The sequence below is a fragment of the Flavobacterium sp. C3NV genome, from assembly GCF_046825355.2.
Classification (GTDB): domain Bacteria; phylum Bacteroidota; class Bacteroidia; order Flavobacteriales; family Flavobacteriaceae; genus Flavobacterium.
On record NZ_JBKQBJ020000005.1, the window covers coordinates 324,806 to 348,463 of the forward strand.

At 34.0% G+C, this 23,658-nt stretch carries 17 protein-coding genes; 11 read left to right on the forward strand and 6 right to left on the reverse strand.

Translation table 11 applies throughout. From position 1 onward, the window contains the following. Positions 1 to 241: 241 nt before the first annotated feature. The 5 genes from ACIDC4_RS10030 (at position 242) to ACIDC4_RS10050 (ending at position 7,134) form a co-directional block, all read left to right on the forward strand. Positions 242 to 763, forward strand: coding sequence for a YceI family protein (locus ACIDC4_RS10030; protein WP_065451577.1), 522 nt, complete (start codon positions 242 to 244; stop codon positions 761 to 763). Positions 764 to 870: 107 nt separating this feature from the next. Continuing rightward, a complete protein-coding gene (locus ACIDC4_RS10035; RefSeq protein ID WP_194615199.1) occupies positions 871 to 1,470 on the forward strand; it encodes a TetR/AcrR family transcriptional regulator in 600 nt (199 codons plus the stop codon). 10 nt (positions 1,471 to 1,480) lie between these two features. Then, a complete protein-coding gene (locus ACIDC4_RS10040) occupies positions 1,481 to 2,815 on the forward strand; it encodes a TolC family protein (RefSeq protein WP_194615200.1) in 1,335 nt (444 codons plus the stop codon). Positions 2,816 to 2,824: 9 nt separating this feature from the next. After that, a complete protein-coding gene (locus ACIDC4_RS10045; protein WP_412042649.1) occupies positions 2,825 to 3,892 on the forward strand; it encodes an efflux RND transporter periplasmic adaptor subunit in 1,068 nt (355 codons plus the stop codon). A gap of 71 nt (positions 3,893 to 3,963) precedes the next feature. Continuing rightward, complete coding sequence (locus ACIDC4_RS10050) at positions 3,964 to 7,134, forward strand: efflux RND transporter permease subunit (RefSeq protein ID WP_412042648.1); 3,171 nt, start codon at positions 3,964 to 3,966, stop codon at positions 7,132 to 7,134. 172 nt (positions 7,135 to 7,306) lie between these two features. Here ACIDC4_RS10050 and ACIDC4_RS10055 read toward each other — a convergent pair whose 3' ends face one another. The 6 genes from ACIDC4_RS10055 to ACIDC4_RS10080 all read right to left on the reverse strand — a co-directional run bounded on the left by ACIDC4_RS10055 (position 7,307) and on the right by ACIDC4_RS10080 (position 16,529). Next, positions 7,307 to 9,508, reverse strand: a complete 2,202-nt coding sequence (locus tag ACIDC4_RS10055; protein WP_412042647.1) for a T9SS type A sorting domain-containing protein — start codon at positions 9,506 to 9,508, stop codon at positions 7,307 to 7,309. A gap of 147 nt (positions 9,509 to 9,655) precedes the next feature. Further along, positions 9,656 to 10,093, reverse strand: a complete 438-nt coding sequence (locus ACIDC4_RS10060; RefSeq protein ID WP_230034504.1) for a retropepsin-like aspartic protease — start codon at positions 10,091 to 10,093, stop codon at positions 9,656 to 9,658. Beyond that, a complete protein-coding gene (locus tag ACIDC4_RS10065) occupies positions 10,045 to 12,705 on the reverse strand; it encodes a CHAT domain-containing protein (protein ID WP_412042646.1) in 2,661 nt (886 codons plus the stop codon). The genes ACIDC4_RS10060 and ACIDC4_RS10065 overlap by 49 nt, the downstream gene beginning before the upstream one ends. 192 nt (positions 12,706 to 12,897) lie before the next feature. Further along, complete coding sequence (locus tag ACIDC4_RS10070; RefSeq protein ID WP_412042645.1) at positions 12,898 to 14,850, reverse strand: DUF7849 domain-containing protein; 1,953 nt, start codon at positions 14,848 to 14,850, stop codon at positions 12,898 to 12,900. A 185-nt stretch (positions 14,851 to 15,035) separates the two neighbouring features. Beyond that, on the reverse strand, positions 15,036 to 16,028 hold the full coding sequence (locus tag ACIDC4_RS10075) for a hypothetical protein (protein ID WP_412042644.1): 993 nt from the start codon (positions 16,026 to 16,028) through the stop codon (positions 15,036 to 15,038). Positions 16,029 to 16,223: 195 nt separating this feature from the next. Continuing rightward, on the reverse strand, positions 16,224 to 16,529 hold the full coding sequence (locus ACIDC4_RS10080; protein WP_412042643.1) for a DUF8108 domain-containing protein: 306 nt from the start codon (positions 16,527 to 16,529) through the stop codon (positions 16,224 to 16,226). Positions 16,530 to 16,788: 259 nt separating this feature from the next. On the opposite strand from ACIDC4_RS10080, the gene ACIDC4_RS10085 reads away from it, so the two are divergent. The 6 genes from ACIDC4_RS10085 to ACIDC4_RS10110 all read left to right on the forward strand — a co-directional run bounded on the left by ACIDC4_RS10085 (position 16,789) and on the right by ACIDC4_RS10110 (position 23,378). Then, complete coding sequence (locus tag ACIDC4_RS10085; RefSeq protein ID WP_412042642.1) at positions 16,789 to 17,370, forward strand: RNA polymerase sigma factor; 582 nt, start codon at positions 16,789 to 16,791, stop codon at positions 17,368 to 17,370. A gap of 6 nt (positions 17,371 to 17,376) precedes the next feature. Continuing rightward, positions 17,377 to 18,099, forward strand: coding sequence for a tetratricopeptide repeat protein (locus ACIDC4_RS10090; protein WP_412042641.1), 723 nt, complete (start codon positions 17,377 to 17,379; stop codon positions 18,097 to 18,099). A gap of 426 nt (positions 18,100 to 18,525) precedes the next feature. Then, positions 18,526 to 20,175: a S41 family peptidase gene (locus ACIDC4_RS10095; protein ID WP_412042640.1), complete on the forward strand. Its 1,650-nt coding sequence runs from the start codon at positions 18,526 to 18,528 to the stop codon at positions 20,173 to 20,175. 201 nt (positions 20,176 to 20,376) lie between these two features. Next, the gene (locus ACIDC4_RS10100; protein WP_412042639.1) at positions 20,377 to 21,156 is read left to right on the forward strand and encodes a TatD family hydrolase; all 780 of its coding nucleotides are present in this window, start codon (positions 20,377 to 20,379) and stop codon (positions 21,154 to 21,156) included. A gap of 64 nt (positions 21,157 to 21,220) precedes the next feature. Then, positions 21,221 to 22,357 (forward strand): 1-acyl-sn-glycerol-3-phosphate acyltransferase, encoded by a 1,137-nt coding sequence (locus tag ACIDC4_RS10105; RefSeq protein WP_194615211.1) that lies wholly within the window; start codon positions 21,221 to 21,223, stop codon positions 22,355 to 22,357. After that, positions 22,347 to 23,378 carry an asparaginase gene (locus ACIDC4_RS10110; protein ID WP_412042638.1) on the forward strand — a complete coding sequence of 344 codons (1,032 nt, stop codon included), beginning with the start codon at positions 22,347 to 22,349 and terminating at the stop codon, positions 23,376 to 23,378. Before ACIDC4_RS10105 ends, ACIDC4_RS10110 begins: the two co-directional genes overlap by 11 nt. The last annotated feature ends 280 nt before the right edge of the window (positions 23,379 to 23,658 follow it).

Below are 23,658 nucleotides of genomic sequence, written 5' to 3' on the forward strand. Positions count from 1 at the left end.
AAGATACGATTCATAATGAATTATTTCTTTTTTAAAGTTTTAAATGACAGTTTCCACTTCAAAATGACCCCAAAACCGTTAATTATTAATTAGTTATAATTATTTTTGAAAAAACTTGGAAACTTTTTTGGTGTTTAGAGTTTCCTGTCTATATTTGCACTTTTAATTGGAAACTCTGAACACTGTAAAAGTTTCCGTTGGGAATTTTAATGATTTATAAATTCACTAAAATCAAATATTTATGAAAACAACATGGACCTTAGATTCTAGCCAATCAGATGTTTTAATCAAAATGAGACATTCGATAATTGCTTACATGGGAGGAACGACGAATAAATTTGATGGTTATGTGAACATCGAAGACAATGAAATTGAAGATGCATCGGTTGAGTTTTCTTTAGATATCAATAACAAAAAGGATAGCTTTCAGCAAATCGATACTTATTTACAACTTCAGGATTTTTTTGATGTAAATGAGCATCCTATCATTAGTTTTAAATCGACTTCTTTTCAAAAAATAAATAATAACATCAATTTCTTTAAAGGAGATTTAACGATAAAAGATGTAACCAGAGTAGTAGAGCTTGATGCTGAGTTTATTGGCGTTAACACTTACAATGGCGAGAAAAAAGTTGCTTTTGAAATTAAAGGAGATATCAAACGTCAGGATTTTGGTTTAGATTATAATTCGTTCAATCATAACGGAGGTTTAGCTTTAGGAAAAGATATTAAACTGATTGCAAATTTAGAATTCAGTATATAAATCTTACATAATGAATAAATTAATGTAAAATTATTACAAATATCACGGAAACTATTTTTCATATTTTAGTTTCCTAAGTATATTTGTGATACAATTTGAAAATTAAGATGAAAGAGAAAATTATATCAAAAGCAAGTGAATTATTTTTAAAACTTGGTTTTAAGAGTGTTACGATGGACGATATAGCGGGTGAAATGTGTATTTCGAAAAAAACGATCTACAAATATTTTTGTAACAAAGAAGTGCTGATCGAAGAAAGTACATCAACAGTTCATCAGCAAGTACATGAAGTTATTGATACTATTGTTGCGAAAAATTATAACGCCATTCATGAGAATTTTGAAATTAGAGAGATGTTTCGCGACATGTTTAAAAACGCAACCGATACTTCTCCTCTTTATCAGTTAAAAAAGCATTATCCTGAAATTTATCAAAATATAATGACGCATGAAATTGATCAGTGCAACCATTATTTCAGGGATAATATTTTAAAAGGAATAAGCGAAGGTTTGTACAGACCTGATTTGAATATCGATTTATATGTAAAATTTTATTACACATTAATTTTTCATATAAATGCCACTACAGTCTCAGAAAGAGAAGCACAAAAAATAGAATTAGAAGCATTGGAATACCATACAAGAGCTATGGCAACCGAAAAAGGAATACTGGAATTAGAAAAACAACTTAAAAAAATTACTATTTAATCATCAATCTATGAAACGAATAATTCTTATATTTTTGTGTTCAATTGGCTTGTCTGCCAACGCACAAGTCAAAACACTAACCCTGAAAGAGGCTGTTGTATACGCGCTTGAAAACAAAGCCGATGCAAAAAAAGCAAAATTACAGGTTGAAAATAGTGAGTACAAGATTCAGGAAGTGCGATCAAGAGCGTTACCGCAAATTTCTGCCAACGGAAATTTAACATACAATCCGGTAATTCAGACTACAGTAATTGATGGTGCAGGATTTGGTGCACCGGGAACTACAATTCAGGCAGCATTTGGTCAAAAATGGACTTCAACTGCCGGACTTTCTTTAACTCAGACAATATTTGATCAATCTGTTTTTACCGGATTAAGAGCAGCAAGATCTACTCGTGAATTTTATCAAATAAACGATCAGTTGACTGAAGAGCAGGTAATAGAAAGAGTAGCTAATAACTATTACTCTGTTTACGTACAGCGCGAAAGATTGGTTTTATTGGATAGCAGTTATGTTAATACGACTAAAGTTCGTGACATTGTAAAAGGACAATTTGATAACGGTTTGGCTAAAAAAATTGACTTAGACCGTATCGTAGTTAAAATGTCGAACATTGATACAGAACGTCAGCAAGTAAAAAATCAAATTACATTACAGGAAAATGCTTTGAAGTTTTATATGGGAATGCCTATTGAAGCTCAAATCGAGATTCCAAAAGAAGAATTTGAAGTTGTTCCTGCTGCATTAACAGAAGTACCAAATGTTGAAAACAGAACAGAATATTTGCTTTTGAAAAAACAAGAAGAGCTATTGGTATATAATAAAAAAGCTGTTGAAGCAGGATATTATCCAACACTTTCTTTAACTGCAGGATACAATTATATTGGTCAGGGACCTGAAATGCCTTGGTTTGCAAAACCTAAAGACGGCGTTTACTGGTCAGATTTCTCTGCAATTGGATTGAATTTACACGTGCCAATTTTTACAGGATTCGGAACTCGTGCTAAAGTAAGACAAGCCGATGTAGAAATCAGATCACTTCAGGAAGATATGAAAGATACCAAACTTTCGCTTGATTTAGATTACAGAAACGCAATGGCTCAAATTGATAATAACCTTGTGACTATCAATAATCAAAAAGAAAATATGCGTTTGGCGCTTGAGATCTTAAGCAACACAAAAAACAATTACCTTCAGGGATTAGCATCATTAACAGATTTGTTAGATGCTGAAAATGCATCACTTGAAGCTCAAAATAACTATACCAGAGCAGTATTGAATTACAAAATTGCCGAAGTAGCACTAATCAAATCAAAAGGCGAACTTAAAACTCTTATTAAATAACTAAACAAAATGAAGAAAACTATTATAACAATCGTAATCATAATCGCAGCGCTGGGTGTGATTGGATATGTCTTAAATAATAATAAGAAAGAGAATAAAGCAAAAACAGATATCGTAGCAGAAAAAAATGCTGCAGTTTCAGTAAAAGTAGCTCCTGTAAAAACAGAAGAAGTTTCATTAGACTTTGTGGCTAACGGAAATTTTCAACCCATTCAGCAATTGACTTTCTCTGCAGAAAAAGCAGGAAAAGTAATTAGCGTTTTGGCTAAAGAAGGAGATTACGTAAGAGTTGGTCAGACTTTATTGACAGTGAGAGGTGATGTAATTAATGTAAGCGCACAACAAGCTCAGGCTGTTTATCAAAATGCAAAATCTGATTACAGCCGTTACGAAAATGCTTTTAAAACTGGTGGTGTTACAAAACAACAATTAGATCAGGCAAAATTAGCTTTAACAAATGCTGAGTCTAACCTAAAACAAGCCAACATTAATGTTGGAGATACTAAAGTAAAAGCACCAATAAACGGATTCATCAATAAAAAATATATTGAGCCGGGATCTATCCTGGCAGGAATGCCTGCAACTGCTTTGTTTGATATCGTAAATGTTTCTAAATTAAAATTAGTAGTTACAGTAAACGAAAATCAGGTGGCAAGCTTAAAAGTTGGAAACCAAATTAATGTAACAGCAAGTGTTTATCCTGATAAAACGTTCTCTGGAAAAATTACTTTTATTGCTGCAAAAGCAGATGAGTCTTTAAACTTCCCGGTTGAAATTGAAATTGCAAATAATGTAAACAATGACCTTAAAGCGGGTATGTACGGAACTGCAAACTTTTCATCAAACCAACAAAAACAACACCTTATGGTTGTACCAAGAAATGCTTTCGTAGGAAGTGTGAGCAGCAACGAGATTTTTGTAGTTGAAAATGGTATTGCAAAATTAAGAAAAGTAACTGCAGGAAGAATTTTAGGAGATCAGGTGGAAATTATCAAAGGATTATCTGACGGAGAAACTGTAATTGTTACAGGTCAAATTAACTTACAAGACGGTAATACTGTAGAAATTATTAAATAATTTAAAGCATTAAGCCAGACGCCATAAGCATTGAGCTTATTGCCTAAAGCCTACAGCCTAAAGCAAAATATATGAAATTAGCCGAAATATCCATAAAACGTCCGTCGTTAGTAATTGTATTGTTTACAATTCTAATACTTGGTGGATTGTTTAGCTACAGCCAGTTAGGCTATGAGCTGATCCCAAAATTTGAACAAAACGTTATTACAATTTCTACTGTTTATCCTGGAGCATCTCCAAGTGAGGTAGAGAACACGGTAACGAAGAAAATAGAAGATGCGATTGCATCCTTAGAAAACGTTAAAAAAATTGACTCGAAATCATACGAAAGTTTATCTATCGTTTCGATTACACTGACATCAAACGCAAAAGTCGATTTCTCACTGAATGATGCACAGCGTAAAATTAACGCCATTATTAGTGACTTACCAGATGATGCAGATCCGCCTTCGTTAACTAAATTCTCTTTGAGTGATTTACCAATTATGACATTGGGTGCCAACGGAAAAATGGACGAAGCAGCATTTTATGACTTAATTGATAAAAAAATTGCGCCTATTTTATCTCGTGTACAAGGTGTCGCTCAGGTAAATATCATTGGTGGTTCAGAGCGTGAAATTCAGGTAAATCTTGATGCTGTAAAAATGCAGGGTTACGGATTATCTGTTCCGCAGGTACAACAAACTATTTTGACTTCGAACTTAGATTTCCCAACAGGAAACATCCAGACTCGTAATCAAAAAATATTAATTCGTTTAGCGGGTAAATATAAAAGTGTTAATGAATTAAGAAACTTAGTAGTTTCTTCTCAAAACGGAATTCAGGTTCGTTTAAGTGATATTGCCGATGTTCAGGATACTCAAAAAATTGCTGAAAAGATATCACGTGTAGATCAAAAAAGCGCGATCGTTTTACAAATCGTAAAACAATCTGATGCGAATGCGGTTGCGGTAAGTGAGCAATTATTAAAAACAATTGCTGTTCTTGAAAAAGATTATAAAGTAAACGAGTTAAAATTAGAAGTTGCAAAAGACAGTACCGTTTTTACGCTTGAAGCAGCAGATTCTGTAGTACACGATTTATTAATTGCGGTAGTGCTGGTTGCATTAGTAATGTTGTTCTTCCTGCACAGTATTAGAAACTCGCTGATCGTAATGGTGTCTATTCCGGCATCGTTGATCGCTACCTTTATTGGTATTTATTTAATGGGATATACCCTAAACTTAATGAGTTTATTAGGATTGTCTCTTGTGGTTGGTATTCTGGTCGATGATGCGATTGTGGTCCTCGAGAATATTTATCGACACATGGAGATGGGGAAAAATAAAATTCGTGCCTCTTATGACGGTACTGCCGAAATTGGTGGAACGGTAACTTCGATCACATTGGTAATTGTGGTAGTGTTCCTGCCAATCGCAATGAGTTCAGGATTGGTTTCTAATATCATTACGCAATTTTGTGTTACGGTAATTATATCTACTTTATTGTCACTTTTAGCTTCATTTACTATTATTCCTTGGTTATCATCTCGTTATGGTAAATTGGAACATATTGAAGGAAAAAATTTCTTCGGAAGAGTTATCCTTGGTTTCGAAAGCTACTTAACACGTTTCACTAACTGGATTTCTGAGCTATTAACATGGTGTCTGGATAATTACGGTAAAACTATTATTCTTGTATTAATATTGTTTTTTGGATCAATTTTTGGGCTTGGAGGCTTTATTGGAGGAGAATTTTTCGCATCATCTGATAGTGGGGAGTTCTTAGTTCAGATCGAAATGCCAAAAGATGCTTCGTTAGAACAAACGAACTTTATGACACAAAAAGCCGAAGCTTATTTAAAAGCTCAGGAATATGTTCATAGCCAAATTACAACTGTAGGACAAACTTCAGAAGGTTTTGGAGCATCGCAAGCTACAGCTTACAAAGCTGAGATTGACGTAAAAATGATCGAACAAAAAGATCGTACTGATGATGCTAACGTTTACGCAGCAAAAATCAAACGTAAACTTGAAAAAGTATTGGTTGGAGCAAAAGTAAAAACAGTTCCTGTAGGTATCTTAGGTACTGCCGAGGATGCTACATTAGGATTAATCGTAACAGGTCCGTCTACAGAAAGTGCTATGGCATTTGCTAAATTAGCTGAAGCTGAATTACGTACTATTCCAGGAACAACAGAGATTAAATTAACTGTTGAGGACGGAAATCCTGAGGTAAATGTTAAAGTAGACCGTGATAAAATGGCCGCTTTAGGATTAACACTTCAAACGGTTGGTTTGACTATGCAAACTGCTTTTAGCGGAAATACAGATGGTAAATACAGAGCTGGAGAATACGAGTACGATATCAACATCAGATACAATGCATTCGACAGAAAAAGTATTACTGACGTAAGTAACTTGATTTTCATCAATGCAGCCGGACAACAAATCAAATTGTCTCAGTTTGCAGATATTACAGAAGGTTCAGGACCTAGCCAGTTAGAGCGTAGAGACAAATCAGCATCTGTAACCGTAAAAGGACAAAACGTTGGGGTTCCGTCAGGAACAATTGTAACACAATGGCAGGCAAAATTAGACAAGCTTAAAAAACCAGCTGGTGTAAACTATATCTGGGGTGGTGATCAGGAAAACCAATCTGAAGGGTTTGGTACTTTAGGAATCGCTTTATTAGCCGCAATTATTTTGGTTTACCTTGTAATGGTGAGTTTATACGACAGTTTCGTTCACCCGTTTGTAGTATTATTTGCTATTCCATTATCATTTATTGGTGCTTTATTAGCATTAGCATTAACAAACAACTCATTAAATATCTTTACGATCTTAGGTATCATCATGTTGATTGGTCTGGTGTGTAAGAATGCGATCATGCTTGTCGATTATACCAACCAGAGAAGAGCAGCAGGAGAATCAATCAGAACGGCATTAATTCAGGCGAATCACGCTCGTTTACGTCCGATCTTGATGACAACAATTGCGATGGTATTTGGTATGTTCCCAATTGCATTAGCATCAGGAGCAGGAGCTGAATGGAAAAACGGATTGGCCTGGGTAATTATCGGAGGATTAATTTCTTCATTATTCCTAACCCTGATCGTAGTTCCTGTAATCTACCAAATAATGGAAGGTATCATCAGAAGATTATCTAAAGGAGAAAAAATCGACTACGAAGCTGAAATGGTTGCTGATTATGAGCACACAGAATTAAGTGAAGACGGTTTTAACCCTAAACATACGCATTAAGAAATTCCAATATAAAAATTCCAAATTCCAATTTTTTGGAGGAATTTAAAACTAAAAAATCCCAAATTCCAATTAAGGAGTTTGGGATTTTTTTATAAGAAGTCCATTTGGAATTTTTTAAGCAAAGTTCTTAAATTGGAATTTGGAATTTTTATATTGGAATTTAATACCGTTATTTCTTCAAAATCTTAATTGTTTTTACTTTTCCTTCAGCTTTTACTTTTAAGAAATAAAACCCGGAAGCAACATGTGATAAATCAATTTCAGAATGAGTATTATTTATTTTTTTGTTAACAATAGATTTTCCGGAAACAGATAGTATTTCGATTTCGTCAATGTTAGCCGTATTATCTATTGTTAAAGTATGTTGAACAGGATTTGGATAATATCTGAAATTAGGTAAAACAAAATCAGGAGCAGATAGCGATCCATTTAATTTTACGGTAACAGCAAGACGCTCTTTACTTTCGATTCCGTTTATAGTTTGTGAGGCATAATAAGTAACACCATCTACTAAAACTGTTGATAAAGGCAAACTAGTTTCGGCAGATTTACTTGTTTTGCCTGTCGAAGGATTTGCTGAGCTATACCATTTTATGTTTTGCCCCTCTACAACAAGATCACCTAAAGTTTGTCCAGCTTTGAAGTCTGCTATAATTACGGTTTTTCCATCTAATAAAGGACTTGGCGGATTTAAAGTCGTAGTCAAGGTAGTAAGGCACGCATTTTCATCTTTTACCCAAACTTGATAAGTTCCGTAGTTTAAATTTGTAAAAGTATTACTTGATTGAAAATTAACTCCATCAAGCGAATATTCATAATTACCCGTACCTCCATTAGCATTAATGGTAATATCGCGATTTTCCGTAAGAATGGATGCTTCTAAAATAGAAGGTTCAGATATTTTAGCCTCTATTGAAAGCAGACATCCGTTTGTATCAATAATTTGAACCGTATAGTGACCAGCAGGCAAATCCTTAAAAACATTATTTGTAGATTGTGGTATAGTAAGTCCCGAAGTACTGCTAAGAGAATATTTTAAAGGAAACGTTCCTCCGGATGCATTTACATTTATCGATCCGTTAGTTGAACCAAAGCAAGTTACAGCTTGTACTGAAGCATCTCCAATTATAGGACTATAAGAATTTATAACAACATTTGAAGTGATTACACAGCCATAAGCATCTTTTGTGCTTACATTATAGCTTCCGGGAACCAAATCATTAAAAGTATTATTCGATTCATAAGGAAGTCCGTTCAATGAATATTTATAAGGAAGTACTCCGCCAATGGTTTGAACTTTAATCCATCCTTTATCATTTAAACACGAAATTTGTTTGAAAGATAGTGAAGAATTTAAAGTAGAATTATATCGTTCTACTGTGATATTTTTTGTTGTAACACAACCATTGCTGTCTTTTACATACAAAGTATAATTTTCCGGAGGCAACTCTTTTGTATTTATGTCAGAATATGTTGCTCCCTTTGTAAAAGAGTAAGTATAAGGAGCTTTTCCTCCGGTTGCATTAATAGTAACAGAATCCATTCCTCCGCAAAATGCAGCTTTTGTAATGCTTGTAGTGACAGCCAATTCCGCAGGCGATTCGATAGTAAAATTAGTAGTGACAATACATCCGGACTTATCAAAAGTTTGAATAAAATGTGCTCCGGGTGTTCCTGAAAAGATATTGCTTTCCTGATATTCATAAGAATTATCCAGTGAATATAAATAAGGACCCTGACCACCACTTGCGGCAACAGTTATGGTCGATTTATAATCAGCTGCACACTCTGCAATTTTGGTGTTCGTAACTGATACCACTAAAGGATTCGAAGCAGGAAAAATTTCTATAAAAGCAGGTTGAACCCTGCAATTGGCAGCATCTTTTACAAAGAGGTAATATATACCCGGATCAAGATTAAAAAAGCGATTATAAGTAGTATAAGTTTGACCGTTGTCTATAGAATAATAATAGGGACCTTTTCCTCCATGCGCTAAAATATCAAGTACTGCCTTCTCGCCTGTACATTTTATTGGCTGAATTGCCCATGTAAGTAACAGGTCAGGATTAAAATCAAGTTTAAAATAATTGGTTGTAACAGCCCCTTTATTATCAATTCGTGCATAAATTGTTTTTACTGTTTCAGAAACATATGCCGTTGGATTCGGAATAGGATTAGCATTAGTGGTTGCATCAGTTTGGCTTAAATGAAAACTAACAGTAGTTTCGGCTGGATTTAAGTTTCCTAACAATGCTGTTTTTTGAGATGTTAAATCAAATATTGGATAACTTTTACAGCCCATAAGATCGTTTATTTGACCGTAAAAAACATTAGTAAACAATAAAAGAAAAAAAAGTAGAGTTTTTTTCATACGTATAGGTTTGTTAAATTTGTTTAACAAATATATACAAAAAACACGCTTTCAATAAGTATAAATTAATTATTGTTCAATAATTGAGAATTCAATTATTGAAACCAGAAATGGTAAACGTTTGGAATTTTAAAAAGTTGGAATTTCTTATTTCAAATACAAATAATGATTATAATAATCTATAATCGCCTTCCCTTCCAATAAAACATCAGCACCAATGATGCCATGAACGGGCTTAGCTTTATAAGCTTCTAAAGCTTCATTAACATGCGAAAGATCAAAAATAACCAGATTGAAATCCTGATTTTTCCAGCTGCCAAGTTGCAAATTATTGTGAGACGAAATTTGGGTTTTCATACCAGTTCCTCCAGCTCCTGAAGCTTTGGTCTTCGATTTTTTTGCATTCAGTTCAAAACGTTCAATACTTTCAAATCCTACACAGGAATTCGAAGCTCCGGTATCTAAAATGAAATTTCCTGAAACCCCATTAATTTTGGCTTTTATTAAAAGGTGTTGCGTTTTGGTAACCTTGAATTTTATTTTTTTGTATTTCTCTTTTTTGAGAACTTCGTGAAGATTTTCCATTTTCGATAATGATTGAAAACCAAAAATAAACCAATTACCGTCAATAAACTAATGATGTAATAGATATAATTTGCCGTTTTTTCTTCTGCCGAAATAGAACCGTAATACACAAACGAACTCCAGTAATAAGGCGATTTCTTAGCATTTGAAATTGACTTATCCTGTAAAAAGGCAAGTTTTGCATTCGTATTAGCCTCAAAATACGGAACATCATTTTTAATGTTTTTATAAAAATCAGCCATAAAAACCGATGTGGTATAATCGTTCACCTTCCATAAAGAAAATAATAAATTCTGCGCTCCGGCAAACTGAAAACCTCTAGCCACACTCATAGCACCTTCGGCTTTGTAGAGTTTGCCAATCCCGGTTTCACAGGCACTTAAAACCACCAAATCAGGATTGATGTTGAGGTTATACAATTCAGAATACAAGATTTCCTGATCATAGAATTTAATGCTTGCCGGAGTTTCAAGATCGCCCGAAGAAGCGTGTGTGCTTAAATGCAAAATTGAATATTGGTTGGCATTATTTTTAAAATTAGAAAAACTTGCTGTTGTATTTTCCAGATATTTTCCTTTGAAATTACTTCGAATAGATTCCAGTTCTTTTTTCGAATAACTCAACTCAAAAGCTGTTTTTTCGAAAACCGGAAAAATCCCCAAAACAGTTTTTTCAGATTTTGAAACAGGTTTTGAATTCAAATAATTGCCAGCCGAATTATTATAAGCAATCCTGAAATCATTGAGTAAATAATGCATTTTGGCAAAATTCGTTGTTGATGATTCTTGTGTAATCAAAGCTTCGAAAGGAAGGAAATTCAAAATTCCATCAGGAACAATAATCAGGTTTTTATATATGACATTTGATGGTAATTTCAACATATCATACGCTATTTTTCCGTAATGATTATATCCGGAAATATCATTTGTGATCGTACTTGCATTGCCAAAATAATCTATAAATTGTGCAATTTTCGGAATTGCAGTATCGGTAATATTAATATGATTGAGATTAATTCGGTTGTTTTGTAAAATGAAATAATACAACCTTTCATATCCCATTAAGTAATAAATCATTACCGCTTTGTCATTTTCTAATTTTGAAAATAATGTTTTTAAATCGGATGTATCGGCAAGATATTCCGGATTTTGAGATTGTAATTTTTTCAACGAGATCATCAATTCGCTTTGCTTTTTAATAAACTGATTGATCTTCGAAATATTAGCTGAATTTCCTTTTTGTTGTTCTTTTAAAATGGCATTATTAAAATTTTGAAATTCTTGCAAAAGCTGTTTTTCTTCTGCAGAAGCATTTTTAATATTTGATCTGTAGCTTTTTAATATTCCAGATTTTGTTTTTTCGGACAACTGAAAAGCTTTTTCCAGGTAGACAGTTTTGTTTTCTTTTTTAAATAATTGATCATAAATCGAAATGCATTTTTCGGTGCGATTTCGGGATCGTAATTGCATCAGAATTTTCGAGTTTTCGTAAATCAAACTATTCATTAATAAATCTTCGATATAAAAAGAAAGCTCAAAAGCCTTAATTGATTTTTTAGGCTCATTTATTTTTAAAATTTCTGCCTGCAAATCGAGCGCATCAACTAAAACCGTTTCTCCATACAATTGATCTTGGTTTGGGAGAATATTCTTTGAATTATAATTTGGAATTAAAACTTTAAAAACGGTCGTAATTTCCTTCGTGCTTTCTGCATATTTTCGTTCATCAAAAAGAAGCAATGCTTTTTCATAATACAATTTTGCCAATTTTCTGGGCTGCTGATTTGTTGTTTCTAAAAATAGTTTCTCAGCCTTTTCCATATAAGAATTAGCAATATCAAATCGTTGCCATTGGCGATTCATTGAAGCTAAATTTCGATACGAATTTGATAAAGTCTCCGATTGATCTTTTTCGTTTTTGAGATATTGTACAGAAGATTCAAATGCTTTTTCGGCATTGTGAGGTGAGTCTCTAATCCATACAATTTGCTTTGAACCTAGCCAATAACTATTCCCCAGATTATTCAATAAAATCCCTTTCTGAGAATTCGATAATTTTTCTGTTTTTAAAGTGTTTTCTAATAATTCAATCGCCAGAGAAATCTTGCCGGAACTTTGATACACATTCGATAAATTCAAAATCGCAGCAAACTTTTGCCTTTGAGCATCTGGATAATTTTTAGAAGTATTTATAATGAAAAAGTATTGCTTTATAGTGTTTTTCGCACTATCATAATCTCCTAAAATAGTATATAAATTCCCTAGAGGTTTTAGGCAAAATTCGATGATATCGTAATCGCTAAGTTTGTTTTTCTGATAAATTTGCCAGGCTTTCTCGTAACTCGCAATCGCTTTTTCGGTTTGCCCAAATTGGTTTTCATAATAGGCTTTATTGCAGTTTAGAACTACTATCGCTAATAATTCATCTTTGGTTTTGGGTTTTGGATTTCTCCAAAAATCAGATTCAAGATGGGTTAAATTTTGTAACGCTTTCGCGGAAGGATGAGCAACAAAAACATCAATTGCATTATATATTTTATCTTCCTGACTCTGTCCGAAAACATTCAGATTTATAAAAAGAAAGATTAAACCATATAAGTTATATAAGTTCATATTATATTGGTACGCATAATTTTAAAGTTAAAGCATAAAGTGCATATTACAATTATGTTGATATGCTTTTGTCTGTCTGAGCGAAGTCGAAGACCTTTTCTATAAGCCTTCGACTTCGCTCAGGGTGACATTTGTATTTAATAAAACAAAGTAAATAATATGGACTTATATAACTTATATGGTGAAAAAAAATTAAAATTTCCATATCCCATAAAACTGAAAATAGTTAAAATTCTGTTCAAAATTCATCACGTAGCGCGCCCCTAAACTCGGTCCAATTCTCGCGAAACCTAATGTTAAGTCAAATAAAAGTCCGGTTTTAAGATTCACAAACGAATTTTTGACTGAATTGGATTCCGTTCTGGTATCCATTAAAAACTGATCGGTTCCACCTTCGAAACTTTCAATTTTTTTGTTGGTAGTTTGTTCAGACGAAACATCAAAATTAGCCTGAATTCCGGCACCAACACCAATATAATTATTAATATTGTATCTGATCAAAACCGGAACTTCCCAGTTTACGCTTTTGTTTTCTATAGTCGTCGTCGTGCGTTGAAATTGTTTTACACCATTTGGGTTTACCACATTTTGATCGACAACTGTTGCAGCACTTTCGTGTTTATTAATGGCGTTCAGCCATTCGGCCTGCCAATAAAAACGATACGATTTAAAAGGCGAAATTGTGGCACCCACAAAATAACTGGTCGATTTTTCGAGATCAGGATATAGATTATAACCCGCTTTTGCGCCAATCGAAATTCCGGGCAGGAATCGGGTAGTGGCATAATTGGTAATTATAGGTTCATTTTTATCAAAAATAATCGCCGTTCTGCTTCGGGTTTTTACCTTATGAAAATCCTCTGCAAATTTCATCGAGTATTTTACAAAACCCTTTGTAGAATCTTTTTCGTGTACATTTTTCTGTTCGCTTCCGGGTAAATAAATGTTTTTGAACGTAAAAAAGATTTGATTTTTTTTGATAATGGTATCGAGACAACTTACAGTAGGAACTTCATCTTTTGGACAAATCGGACATTTAGGATACATATCTTCGACCTTAAATGTTTTTTTGTCGAACATATCCGGAACATCGGTTTCTAAGCGAATCATTCTTGCAGGACCTTCGCCATTGTTTTGGAAACGGGTTTTAAAATTTACTCGTTTAAAACGGACCAATCTGTAATTCATAAAACTTCCGTTAGATCCCATTTTGTTAGGATCGTGAGAAGTTACGATTTCCATTTCGAGATTTTTTATTTTGTGGTTTTTATAACTTCTGTTGGGTACAAAAATGCCACGCATCGTTACCGTTGCGCTGGTATCTTTGATCATTTCCGGAGTGGTTTTAAACGTATAAAAAACATTGTGTGTTTCGTTAGGATTTACATCATCAAATTCTAGAACCGAAACATTATGATAGGTTTTATTAGCGTCTAATAATGATGCGTCGAGATCTTCCTCGGTGGTGGTATTTCGGTATTTTTTGGTTTTGAAATTACTTTCGGCGGAAGCCAGATAATTGTTAGAATCATCAACATCAGTAACAGCAGCAATGGTTTTTTCTTTTATTTCACGTTCGTTTGCATAGGTACGAAAGTCTGTTAGTTCGAAATTATTACTTTTAAATTGTTTCTCATTATAGAACAAATAAAGCTTTCCGCTCGATACATAATTCTCCAAATTTTGATAACCTACTACGACTACCATTTCCTGCTCCGGAATAGGATCGCAATTTTTTATAATTGAAAATCCGTTTTGATCGACGATTGAGGCAATGTCTTTATAATTAGTATCGGTAATATCGTTGACAGCTACTTTTTTTGGTCGTGTCGCAGGAGGTTTTCCGTTGTCGTAATTGTTGGTTACGGCAAGTCTTGTGGTGTATGTTCCTTTGTTTTTATAAACATGTTTGGGTTCGGCTTCTTTACTGTAATGTCCGTCGCCCAATTCCCATAAATAAGAATAACTGGGTTTTGGCGCACCTGCAATTGGTATCAATGACGGGGTTTCGGGTTTGTAAGTAACGGCATTTCCATTTTGCATAAAAACGATATTGGCTCGACGGGTTATGGTGTCTTTTACTTTGGTTTGTCCTATAGAGAGAATAGAAAATAGAATAAAGAAAATAGACGATAGTGGTTTCATAACTTGAGGTTTTTTAGCCCTGGTAGTAGTGGAAATCCTTTTGTGTCCGCCGCGGCGGACATAAAAGATTGTAACGAATAGCAGGATTAGCTTCTTAAAATCATCAGAATTAATTTTAAAACTGGATTAAATGTAAAAAAAAGTGATGAGCAAATCACCACTTTTTCTTAAAAGTATTTTGTAAGTTACTGAATAGCATTGATTGCGGCTACCAGTTGTGCTTCGGTGCCGACTGTTGTTTCGGCTAAAGTAAAGGTGTAAACATCGTTGGCAGCAACGGTTACGGCTTTGATTGCATAACGCCATTGACCATTATCTTCGGTTGCAAAAATCACGTGACATTTTAAACCAATCGGAATTTGACCATAGTGTTCGCTGAATAATCCTGCAGGCGTATAAGTATCTAATTTTGCTAATGCATTTGTTCCTTCGCCATCATATGACAGGTAAACGGCGCTATTGTTGTTGTCGTAACCAGTAGGAGCAGCCACAAGAAGGGTAGTTTTAGGTCTTGGATCGCTGTAAAAACGGTCTACGTTTGTCCAGCCAAAGTTGCCAAAAGTTACATAATAATTAGCTCCTTCGCCTTGTACGCCACCTTTTCCGCCGCCAGTTCCATCAGCATTTGGTTTGTTCTCTCTCCAGGCCAGTTCTCCATTATCATCGATTGTACCATTCCATAAAGTCATTGCATTGTCAAGTCCGTCTGTTAAAGCTGTTGGTACGATTAAATTCATACTACAAGAAGTTTTAAGTTCCACTCCGCCTTGCGTGGCTTTGATGAAGAATTCTCCACCTGAAATCAGTAAGTTTTTCTTTCCGTCAGGCATAACTCCCATTGTAGGTTTGTTGGTGATTAACATAGTTCCTTTGTCGAAAAGTTCGATATATTCGATGTCTACTGCTCCGGTTACCGCAACTCCGTTTTTGGTCAAACAATCTCCGTTGATGTTCAATTTAACCCCTTTTGCAGATGTAATTGTTACAACACCAGTTCCTGCAGTAATGGTAAATTTTTGTTTGTTTGCTGAAACTCCTTTTTCGCGAATGCTTTTAAAAGCTGCTGCTGTTGGAGGCAAAATAAGATTGTCTGTATTATTGTCATCGCCATTGTCGCAGCTAATGAAGGTGATAACTAATAAAAATAAAAGTCCGATTTTTTTAAGATTTGTGTTCATAATTTCTAGTTTTTATAAATCTGTCCTGATGGTTTCAGGTGGTTTTCAGATTTTGGTTAATTATAGTTTTATATTCTTATATCAATTTGGGTTTGATATTGTTACCCTTGGTTTTAAAAATTCTCTTTTCAATTTATATTCTGATGTTATATCAACTGGCTTATAAAATTGTTACCCCGGTTTTCAATTTTTTTTTTAATTTTCTTTTGAAAGGCATTTGTCTTCAAATAAATTTCCGTCTTCATCTACGGCAACGAGAATGTTTTTCTTCCGCGAAAGCGTAATACTCAAATAAATCCATACGATTGACCAAAGTCCGAATGTGATACAGGTAATAAACAAATGAAGGGGATGTTTGATTGCTTTTTTTTCTTTGGATAAAACAACATAAGGCAGTTTCTCATTATGTTCTGTGATGACAAAACCATTGCGTGTTTTGGCAGAAATCATTTGGTTGAACTGGTCTAAGTTTTTTTCGGTTACAAATTGATAAGTTTCCATTTCTCTTAATTTTTATTATTGTTTTTAGAAAAGGTTTTGCCACAAACTCCACGAATGATTACGAATTTTAAATTTCAATAAGTAGAAAATCTGTGACAATTTGTTTTGATCCGTTTAATCTGTGGGTCATCTCTTATTACATTTTATTAATGCTAAAAGACTTTTGTTACGTTATATCAATCTCATATGTTAATTGTTACCCTATATTGTGAAATTTATTTACAATTGTTTTTTAAATTAGCTACAAAAAGTTTTTTTTATGGGAAAAAGTAAAATTCATCCTGATCAAATGTATATTGAAGGACTTGCTGCAAATGACTCGGCAATTATTCAGACGATTTACAAAAAGTTTGTTCCAAAAGTGGTGATGTTCATTATGAACAATTCAGGAGATAAGGAACATGCTCAGGATGTGGTTCAGGAAATTATGATTTTACTTTTTAATCAGGCCAAAGCCAATACACTACAGTTAACTTGCCCGTTTGATGCGTACTTTTTTTTACTGTGTAAAAGAAAATGGCTGAACGAACTCAAAAAAACATCCAACAAAGGGGTAACAATTAATGAAGATGTTTTATCTATGAATGAATCTGCATCTGAACTGATTACTCACACAGAAGAATTTGATGAAAAACAGCAGCTTTTTGATGCTATGTTTCTAAAATTGGGAGATAAATGCCAGGAATTATTAAAACTGAGCTTTACTACGAAAACAATGGAAGAAGTGGCCGAGAAGCTTAACGTTACTTATGGTTACGTGCGTAAAAAGAAATCGTTATGTGTGGGGCAGTTAACGCAATGGATTCAGGAAGCCAAAAATTTTAAATCGCTAAAAAAATAATTAGTCATGAACGAGGAACGCTATATATTATTCGATCAATATCTTCAGGGAGAAATGACTGTTGAGGAAAAAGATAGTTTTGAAAAACAATTGGCTGAAGATCATGAATTGTCTTCGGAATTTGAAACTTTCAAGGAGGTACAGTTGCGCCTTAAAACTAAATTTGAGTTTGAAGAAGAAAGAGAAGCGTTTAAAGCAAACTTGACCACAATTTCGGATATACATTTTAATACCAGCAAACCAAAAGTGGTGGTAATGCGACCTTGGTATTTAGCCGCCGCCGCATCTGTTATTATTTTGTTTGGACTCTTCTTTTTTGATTATAATAATCCGTCTTTTGCCGATTATGATAATCCCGAAACGGCTTCGTTTGTAGAAAGAGGAGACACAGATACAGCATTGATAGGAGCGCAAACCGCTTTTAATGATGGAAAATATGCGGCAGCAATTCCGCTTTTTGAAGAGATTTTAAAAGAAAATAAAACACCCGAAATTCAGTATTTTTATGGTGTGGCTTTACTGGAAGAAAGTAAATACCCAAAAGCCGAAGGTGTTTTTAGTGAATTGAGATCAGGAACATCTGCTTATAAAGACAAAGCAACATGGAGTCTTGCCTTGTCTAAATTGAAACAAAAGAAATATACAGAGTGTAAAGAAATCCTGGAAACCATTTCGCAGGATTACGAAAACTATGACGATGTCGAGAAACTTCTGGATGAGTTAAATTAAGGAAGTAAGGGTTTCACAAAAAACACCAAGAATACACGAAGATTCGCAAAGAGGTAAAATACTTTGCGATTTTTTTTGCCTTTGATGAATATTGGCTGAATTACTTTACGGGGCTTCGACTCCGCTCAGCCTGACAAAAACAAGAAAAAAATCCGCGTCCATCCGCGTTTTCACGAAGTGAATCCGTGTCATCCGTGTGCCATTGACTTCGCTCAATTAAAGATAACCACACCAACAAGAAAAAATCCGCGTCCATCCGCGTTTTCACGAAGTGAATCCGCATCATCCGTGTGCCATTGACGACAATATATTTGAAAAGACTTTTTACGTAAAGCCGTAAAAGCATTTAAATTTTTTATACTACATTCGTTTCTAATTTATACCACTAAACAACCAAAAACTATTTATAATTCTAACCATTATTGAATGAAAAAAATTACCCTCTTTTTTCTCTTATTCCTTTCACAAATTACTTTAGTACAAGCCAAAATTACAGAGACCGAAAAGCTTACAGCAACCTGTAAAGTTTGGGGCTTTTTGAAATATTATCACCCAAAAGTTGCAAATGGAGAGGTGAATTGGGACAACCAGCTTCTTGAAATTTTACCAAAAATAGAAAAAGCACAAACTCAGGCAGAATTCTCGTTAGTTCTCGAAAACTGGATTGACGATCTTGGTCCGGTAATAGAAATTGCTCCCATCATTGCACCAAAAGGTGTTGAATATTTTAATAAAAACTTTGATTTAAGCTGGCTCAATAATCCTAAATTATTTTCTAAAAAACTTTCGAAGAAATTAAAATTTATAGAAAACAACAGATTTCAAACCGATGAAGAAATTGGTCCGGGATATAATCCTCTTAAAAACGGAGATTATTTTAATTTGAAGTACGACAATAAAAATTCAAGAATACTATGGGTGTTTGCGTACTGGAATTTAGTAGAATATTTTTTTCCGTATAAATACCTAATGGATCAAAAATGGGATGTTACTTTAGAAAAATCACTTCCCTTAGTTCTCGCAGCAAAAGATGAAGATGAGTTTTACACCATAGCAAAAAAAATGTCGTCTACGCTTGACGATAGTCATGTTGAATTTGTAATGTACCAGCAAAGTAAATTGGAAGATTACAAACGGTACTTTCCTGCCGCCTGCAAAATAATTGATAACAAATTGGTGGTTACCGAAATTTTAGGAGATAGTCTGGCTCAGGCCGATGATATAAAAATAGGAGATGTAATTACAAAAGTAAATGACAAAACAATTCCGGTACTTATAGATGAATACAAAGATTTGTACTCAGCTTCAAATGAACCGGTACTTTTGGATAAGGTGCTTAGAAAAATTTTAAGCGGAAATTCAGATCATGTAAATGTTGAATTTTTTAAAGACGGTAAATACACAACAAAAGCAATGACATGGTTTAATTATCATGATTCGCACAGAAATGAATTTAAAAAAGGAGCAAAGAAGAAAAAACCAGAAAAATTTAAAGTCCTGGATAACAATATTGGCTACGTAGACATGGGAACGCTAAAAGTGCCAAATGTTCCGGATATGATCGAAGCATTAAAATCTACCAAAGCAATTGTTTTTGATATGAGAAATTATCCGCAAGGAACTTATGAAGATATCTCTAAATTTTTAAATGCCCACGAACAAAATTTTGTAATCTATACGTATCCTGATTTTAGTTATCCTGGAAAATTTAAATGGACAGAAGGAACAATGTGCGGTTCTGAAAATAAGGACCATTATAAAGGCAAAGTAGTATTGCTGCTTAATGAACAATCTCTAAGTCAGTCAGAATGGACAGCTATGTGTTTTCAGACAGCAGGAAACACAACAATCATTGGAAGTCAGACCGCAGGAGCAGATGGAAATGTAATAGAACTAGATTTTAAACAATTTCATACCAGATATTCCGGGATTGGAGTTTATTATCCGGATAAACGTGAAACGCAAAGAATAGGTATCGTTCCTGATATTAAAGTAAAACCTACTATAAAAGGTATTCAGGAAGGTAAAGATGAAGTTCTGGATCGTGCCTTGGTATTTATTGAAACAGGAAAATAATATTTTTATTTCGAATAAACCTTTGTCAAAGCTTTAAACTTTGACAAAGGTTTTTGCTTTTCATAGCAATAAACAAACAACAAAAAATCCGTGCACATCCGCGTTTTCACGAAGTGAATCCGTGTCATCCGTGTGCCATTTCATCAAGATTGGGAAAGTTTTTAATATTGTCGTAATTTTGAACCTTTAAAAATTAGACAATTGAATTCAACACCCATAATTACCGATACACATACACACCTATATTCTGACGAATTTGATCAGGATCGCGACGAAATGATGCAAAGAGCCATTAATGCCGGAGTAACACGCTTTTTTATTCCCGCAATTGATGCTGCTGCAACACAATCTATGTACGATTTAGAACAAAATTATCCTGATAATGTATTCCTGATGATGGGTTTGCATCCCACTTACGTGAAAGATAATTACGAAGACGAGTTAAAGCACGTAGAAACCGAACTGGCAAAAAGAAAGTTCTATGCCGTTGGCGAGATCGGGATCGATTTGTATTGGGATAAAACGCATTTGAAAGAACAGCAAATTGCTTTTAAGAGACAAATTCAGTTAGCCAAACAATATAAATTGCCTATCGTAATACATTGCCGTGAAGCTTTTGATGAGATTTTTGAAGTGCTCGAAGAAGAGAAATCAGATGATTTGTTTGGGATTTTTCATTGTTTTTCAGGAACGCACGAACAAGCACTTCAGGCGATATCTTACAATATGAAGTTGGGAATTGGTGGAATAGTGACATTTAAAAACGGAAAAATCGATCAATTTTTGAATCAAATCGATTTGAAACATATCGTTTTAGAAACAGATTCTCCTTATTTAGCACCCATTCCGTATCGCGGAAAACGCAATGAAAGCAGTTATTTAGTGAATGTTATTTCTAAATTGGCAGATCTATATGACGTTTCTGAGGAGGAAATTGCACAACGAACAACACAAAATTCTGTAAACGTTTTCGGGATTTAATTTATACCTTACAATAGTTTAATTTTTTTTTTGTTCTTTTGCCCACTTAAAACCAATATAAATAATGCAGAGATTTGATGCCATTCGACCGTTTTATGATTCTGAAATAAATGAAGCCCTTCATGGTGTTGCCAATCATCCGATGATGAAAGCCATGATGAACTTTACTTTTCCGGAAGTAGAAGATCAGGTTTGGAAAGAGCAATTGAAGAAAACACATTCGATACGTGATTTCCAATGCAACTTTATTTATAATACCGTACAAAAAGTTTTGGAGAAAAGCTCTGAAGGACTTACAACTTCAGGTTTCGAAAAACTGGAAAAAAACACCTCTTATTTATTTGTTTCTAATCATAGAGACATTCTTTTAGATACAACCTTATTAAACGTTTGCCTTTTCGAACATGGTTTAGTCATGACAGCATCAGCAATTGGAGACAATTTGGTTAAAAAAGCATTCCTGAGCACTTTGGCAAAACTTAACAGAAACTTTTTAGTTTTAAGAGGTTTAACGCCTAGAGAAATGCTGCAAAGTTCAAAGTTATTATCTGAATATATTGGTCAGTTATTGCTTCGCGAAAATCGTTCGGTTTGGATCGCACAAAGAGAAGGACGTACGAAAGACGGAAATGACGAAACCAATCCGGGAGTTCTTAAAATGATCGGAATGGGTTCTGATGAAGCCAATTTGATGGATTATTTTAAGAAATTAAAGATTGTTCCGGTTTCTATTTCATACGAATACGATCCTACAGATGTTCTGAAAATGCCACAATTAATGGCAGAAGCAAACAACGAAGTTTATATTAAAGAAAAAAATGAGGATTTCATGACCATTTTAAGTGGTATTATGGGAACCAAAAAAAGAATACACATTTCTGTTGGAGATGTTCTGGATACTGAAATTGATCAGATTGTGGCTGAAAATGACAATGCCAACAAACAAATTCAGGCTTTGGCACAAGTTATTGATGATTCGGTTTTAAAGAATTATCAATTATGGCCAACGAATTTTATTGCGTACGATATTTTAAACGGAACGAATAAATTCTCACATTTATATAAAGACAGCGAAAAATCACTTTTTGAGCGTCGTTTAGAAATGCGTATCGGAAGCGATAATCCAGTTACCAGACAAGGATTTTTATCGATGTATGCCAATCCTGTAGTCAATAAATTAAAATACCAGGATGTCATCTAAAGCTAAAATATTGCTAATTTATACCGGAGGAACTATCGGTATGAGCAAAGATTTTGAGACAGGTGCGCTCAAAGCGTTCAATTTTGGAAAATTATTGCAAAAGATCCCTGAAATCAAACAATTAGATTGTGAGATTGAGACTGTTTCATTCGAAGATCCGATAGATTCATCGAATATGAATCCTGGAGAATGGACAAAAATTGCTGAAATTATAGAAGAAAACTACATTGCTTATGATGGTTTTGTAGTGCTTCATGGTTCAGATACCATGTCATATTCGGCTTCAGCATTGAGTTTTATGCTCGAAAATTTAGCAAAACCAGTCGTGTTTACAGGATCGCAATTACCAATTGGAGATTTGCGTACCGATGCTAAAGAAAACCTGATTACGGCCATTCAGATTGCTTCGTTACAAGAAAACGGAAAACCGGTCATCACCGAAGTTTGTTTGTATTTTGAATATAAATTGTACCGCGGTAACCGAACTTCAAAAGTAAATGCTGAACATTTTAAAGCCTTTACAGCGCCAAATTATCCTGAATTGGTAGAATCTGGCGTACATCTTAAACTCAACAGACATTTATTTCTTCCTATAAAAGAAAACGTCAATTTGATTGTTCATAAAAACCTGGACAATCATGTTGCCATCATAAAAATGTTTCCCGGAATGAGCGAAGTTGTTTTGTCGTCAATCCTTGCTATTAAAGATTTAAAAGGAATCGTTCTGGAAACTTACGGATCCGGAAATGCCCCAACCGAAGATTGGTTTTTGAATTTGATTCAGAAAGCCATTCAGTCTGGTTTACACATCGTCAACGTAACACAATGTTCCGGCGGAAGTGTCAATATGGGACAATACGAAACCAGTACTGCCTTAAAATCTCTGGGAGTTATTTCAGGAAAAGACATTACTACCGAAGCGGCAATTACAAAACTAATTTATTTGTTAGGTCACAATATTCCAAAAGAAGATTTTAAAAATGTTTTCGAAACTGCTTTACGCGGTGAGATTTCATTATAAATAGAAAAATTCCAATATTTAAAATTCCAAATTCCAAACGTAAGAGTTAAATCTTAAGATTGGAATTTGGAATTTTTTTAGTAATTGAAGTTTCCTTTTTCGCTTAAAGTTCTTTACTAGATAAGTGTTTTTTTATCATATAAGTTATGTAAGTTATTTTGATTAAGTGTTTTACATCCGGCTTGTCATCCTATGTTTGTACTATAGAAGGATTAATGTTTTTAGTAAATTTATGTTGAGATTTTTCAACAGAAGAAAGGGAAAGATAAAAACTAAAACT

What these genes read in the sequence shown, in the direction of transcription:
- ACIDC4_RS10030 (WP_065451577.1), top strand. Translation starts at nt 242, where the DNA reads ATGAAAACAACATGGACCTTAGATTCTAGCCAATCAGATGTTTTAATC.
- ACIDC4_RS10035 (WP_194615199.1), top strand. Translation starts at nt 871, where the DNA reads ATGAAAGAGAAAATTATATCAAAAGCAAGTGAATTATTTTTAAAACTT.
- ACIDC4_RS10040 (WP_194615200.1), top strand. Translation starts at nt 1,481, where the DNA reads ATGAAACGAATAATTCTTATATTTTTGTGTTCAATTGGCTTGTCTGCC.
- ACIDC4_RS10045 (WP_412042649.1), top strand. Translation starts at nt 2,825, where the DNA reads ATGAAGAAAACTATTATAACAATCGTAATCATAATCGCAGCGCTGGGT.
- ACIDC4_RS10050 (WP_412042648.1), top strand. Translation starts at nt 3,964, where the DNA reads ATGAAATTAGCCGAAATATCCATAAAACGTCCGTCGTTAGTAATTGTA.
- ACIDC4_RS10055 (WP_412042647.1), bottom strand. Translation starts at nt 9,508, where the DNA reads ATGAAAAAAACTCTACTTTTTTTTCTTTTATTGTTTACTAATGTTTTT.
- ACIDC4_RS10060 (WP_230034504.1), bottom strand. Translation starts at nt 10,093, where the DNA reads ATGGAAAATCTTCACGAAGTTCTCAAAAAAGAGAAATACAAAAAAATA.
- ACIDC4_RS10065 (WP_412042646.1), bottom strand. Translation starts at nt 12,705, where the DNA reads ATGAACTTATATAACTTATATGGTTTAATCTTTCTTTTTATAAATCTG.
- ACIDC4_RS10070 (WP_412042645.1), bottom strand. Translation starts at nt 14,850, where the DNA reads ATGAAACCACTATCGTCTATTTTCTTTATTCTATTTTCTATTCTCTCT.
- ACIDC4_RS10075 (WP_412042644.1), bottom strand. Translation starts at nt 16,028, where the DNA reads ATGAACACAAATCTTAAAAAAATCGGACTTTTATTTTTATTAGTTATC.
- ACIDC4_RS10080 (WP_412042643.1), bottom strand. Translation starts at nt 16,529, where the DNA reads ATGGAAACTTATCAATTTGTAACCGAAAAAAACTTAGACCAGTTCAAC.
- ACIDC4_RS10085 (WP_412042642.1), top strand. Translation starts at nt 16,789, where the DNA reads ATGGGAAAAAGTAAAATTCATCCTGATCAAATGTATATTGAAGGACTT.
- ACIDC4_RS10090 (WP_412042641.1), top strand. Translation starts at nt 17,377, where the DNA reads ATGAACGAGGAACGCTATATATTATTCGATCAATATCTTCAGGGAGAA.
- ACIDC4_RS10095 (WP_412042640.1), top strand. Translation starts at nt 18,526, where the DNA reads ATGAAAAAAATTACCCTCTTTTTTCTCTTATTCCTTTCACAAATTACT.
- ACIDC4_RS10105 (WP_194615211.1), top strand. Translation starts at nt 21,221, where the DNA reads ATGCAGAGATTTGATGCCATTCGACCGTTTTATGATTCTGAAATAAAT.
- ACIDC4_RS10110 (WP_412042638.1), top strand. Translation starts at nt 22,347, where the DNA reads ATGTCATCTAAAGCTAAAATATTGCTAATTTATACCGGAGGAACTATC.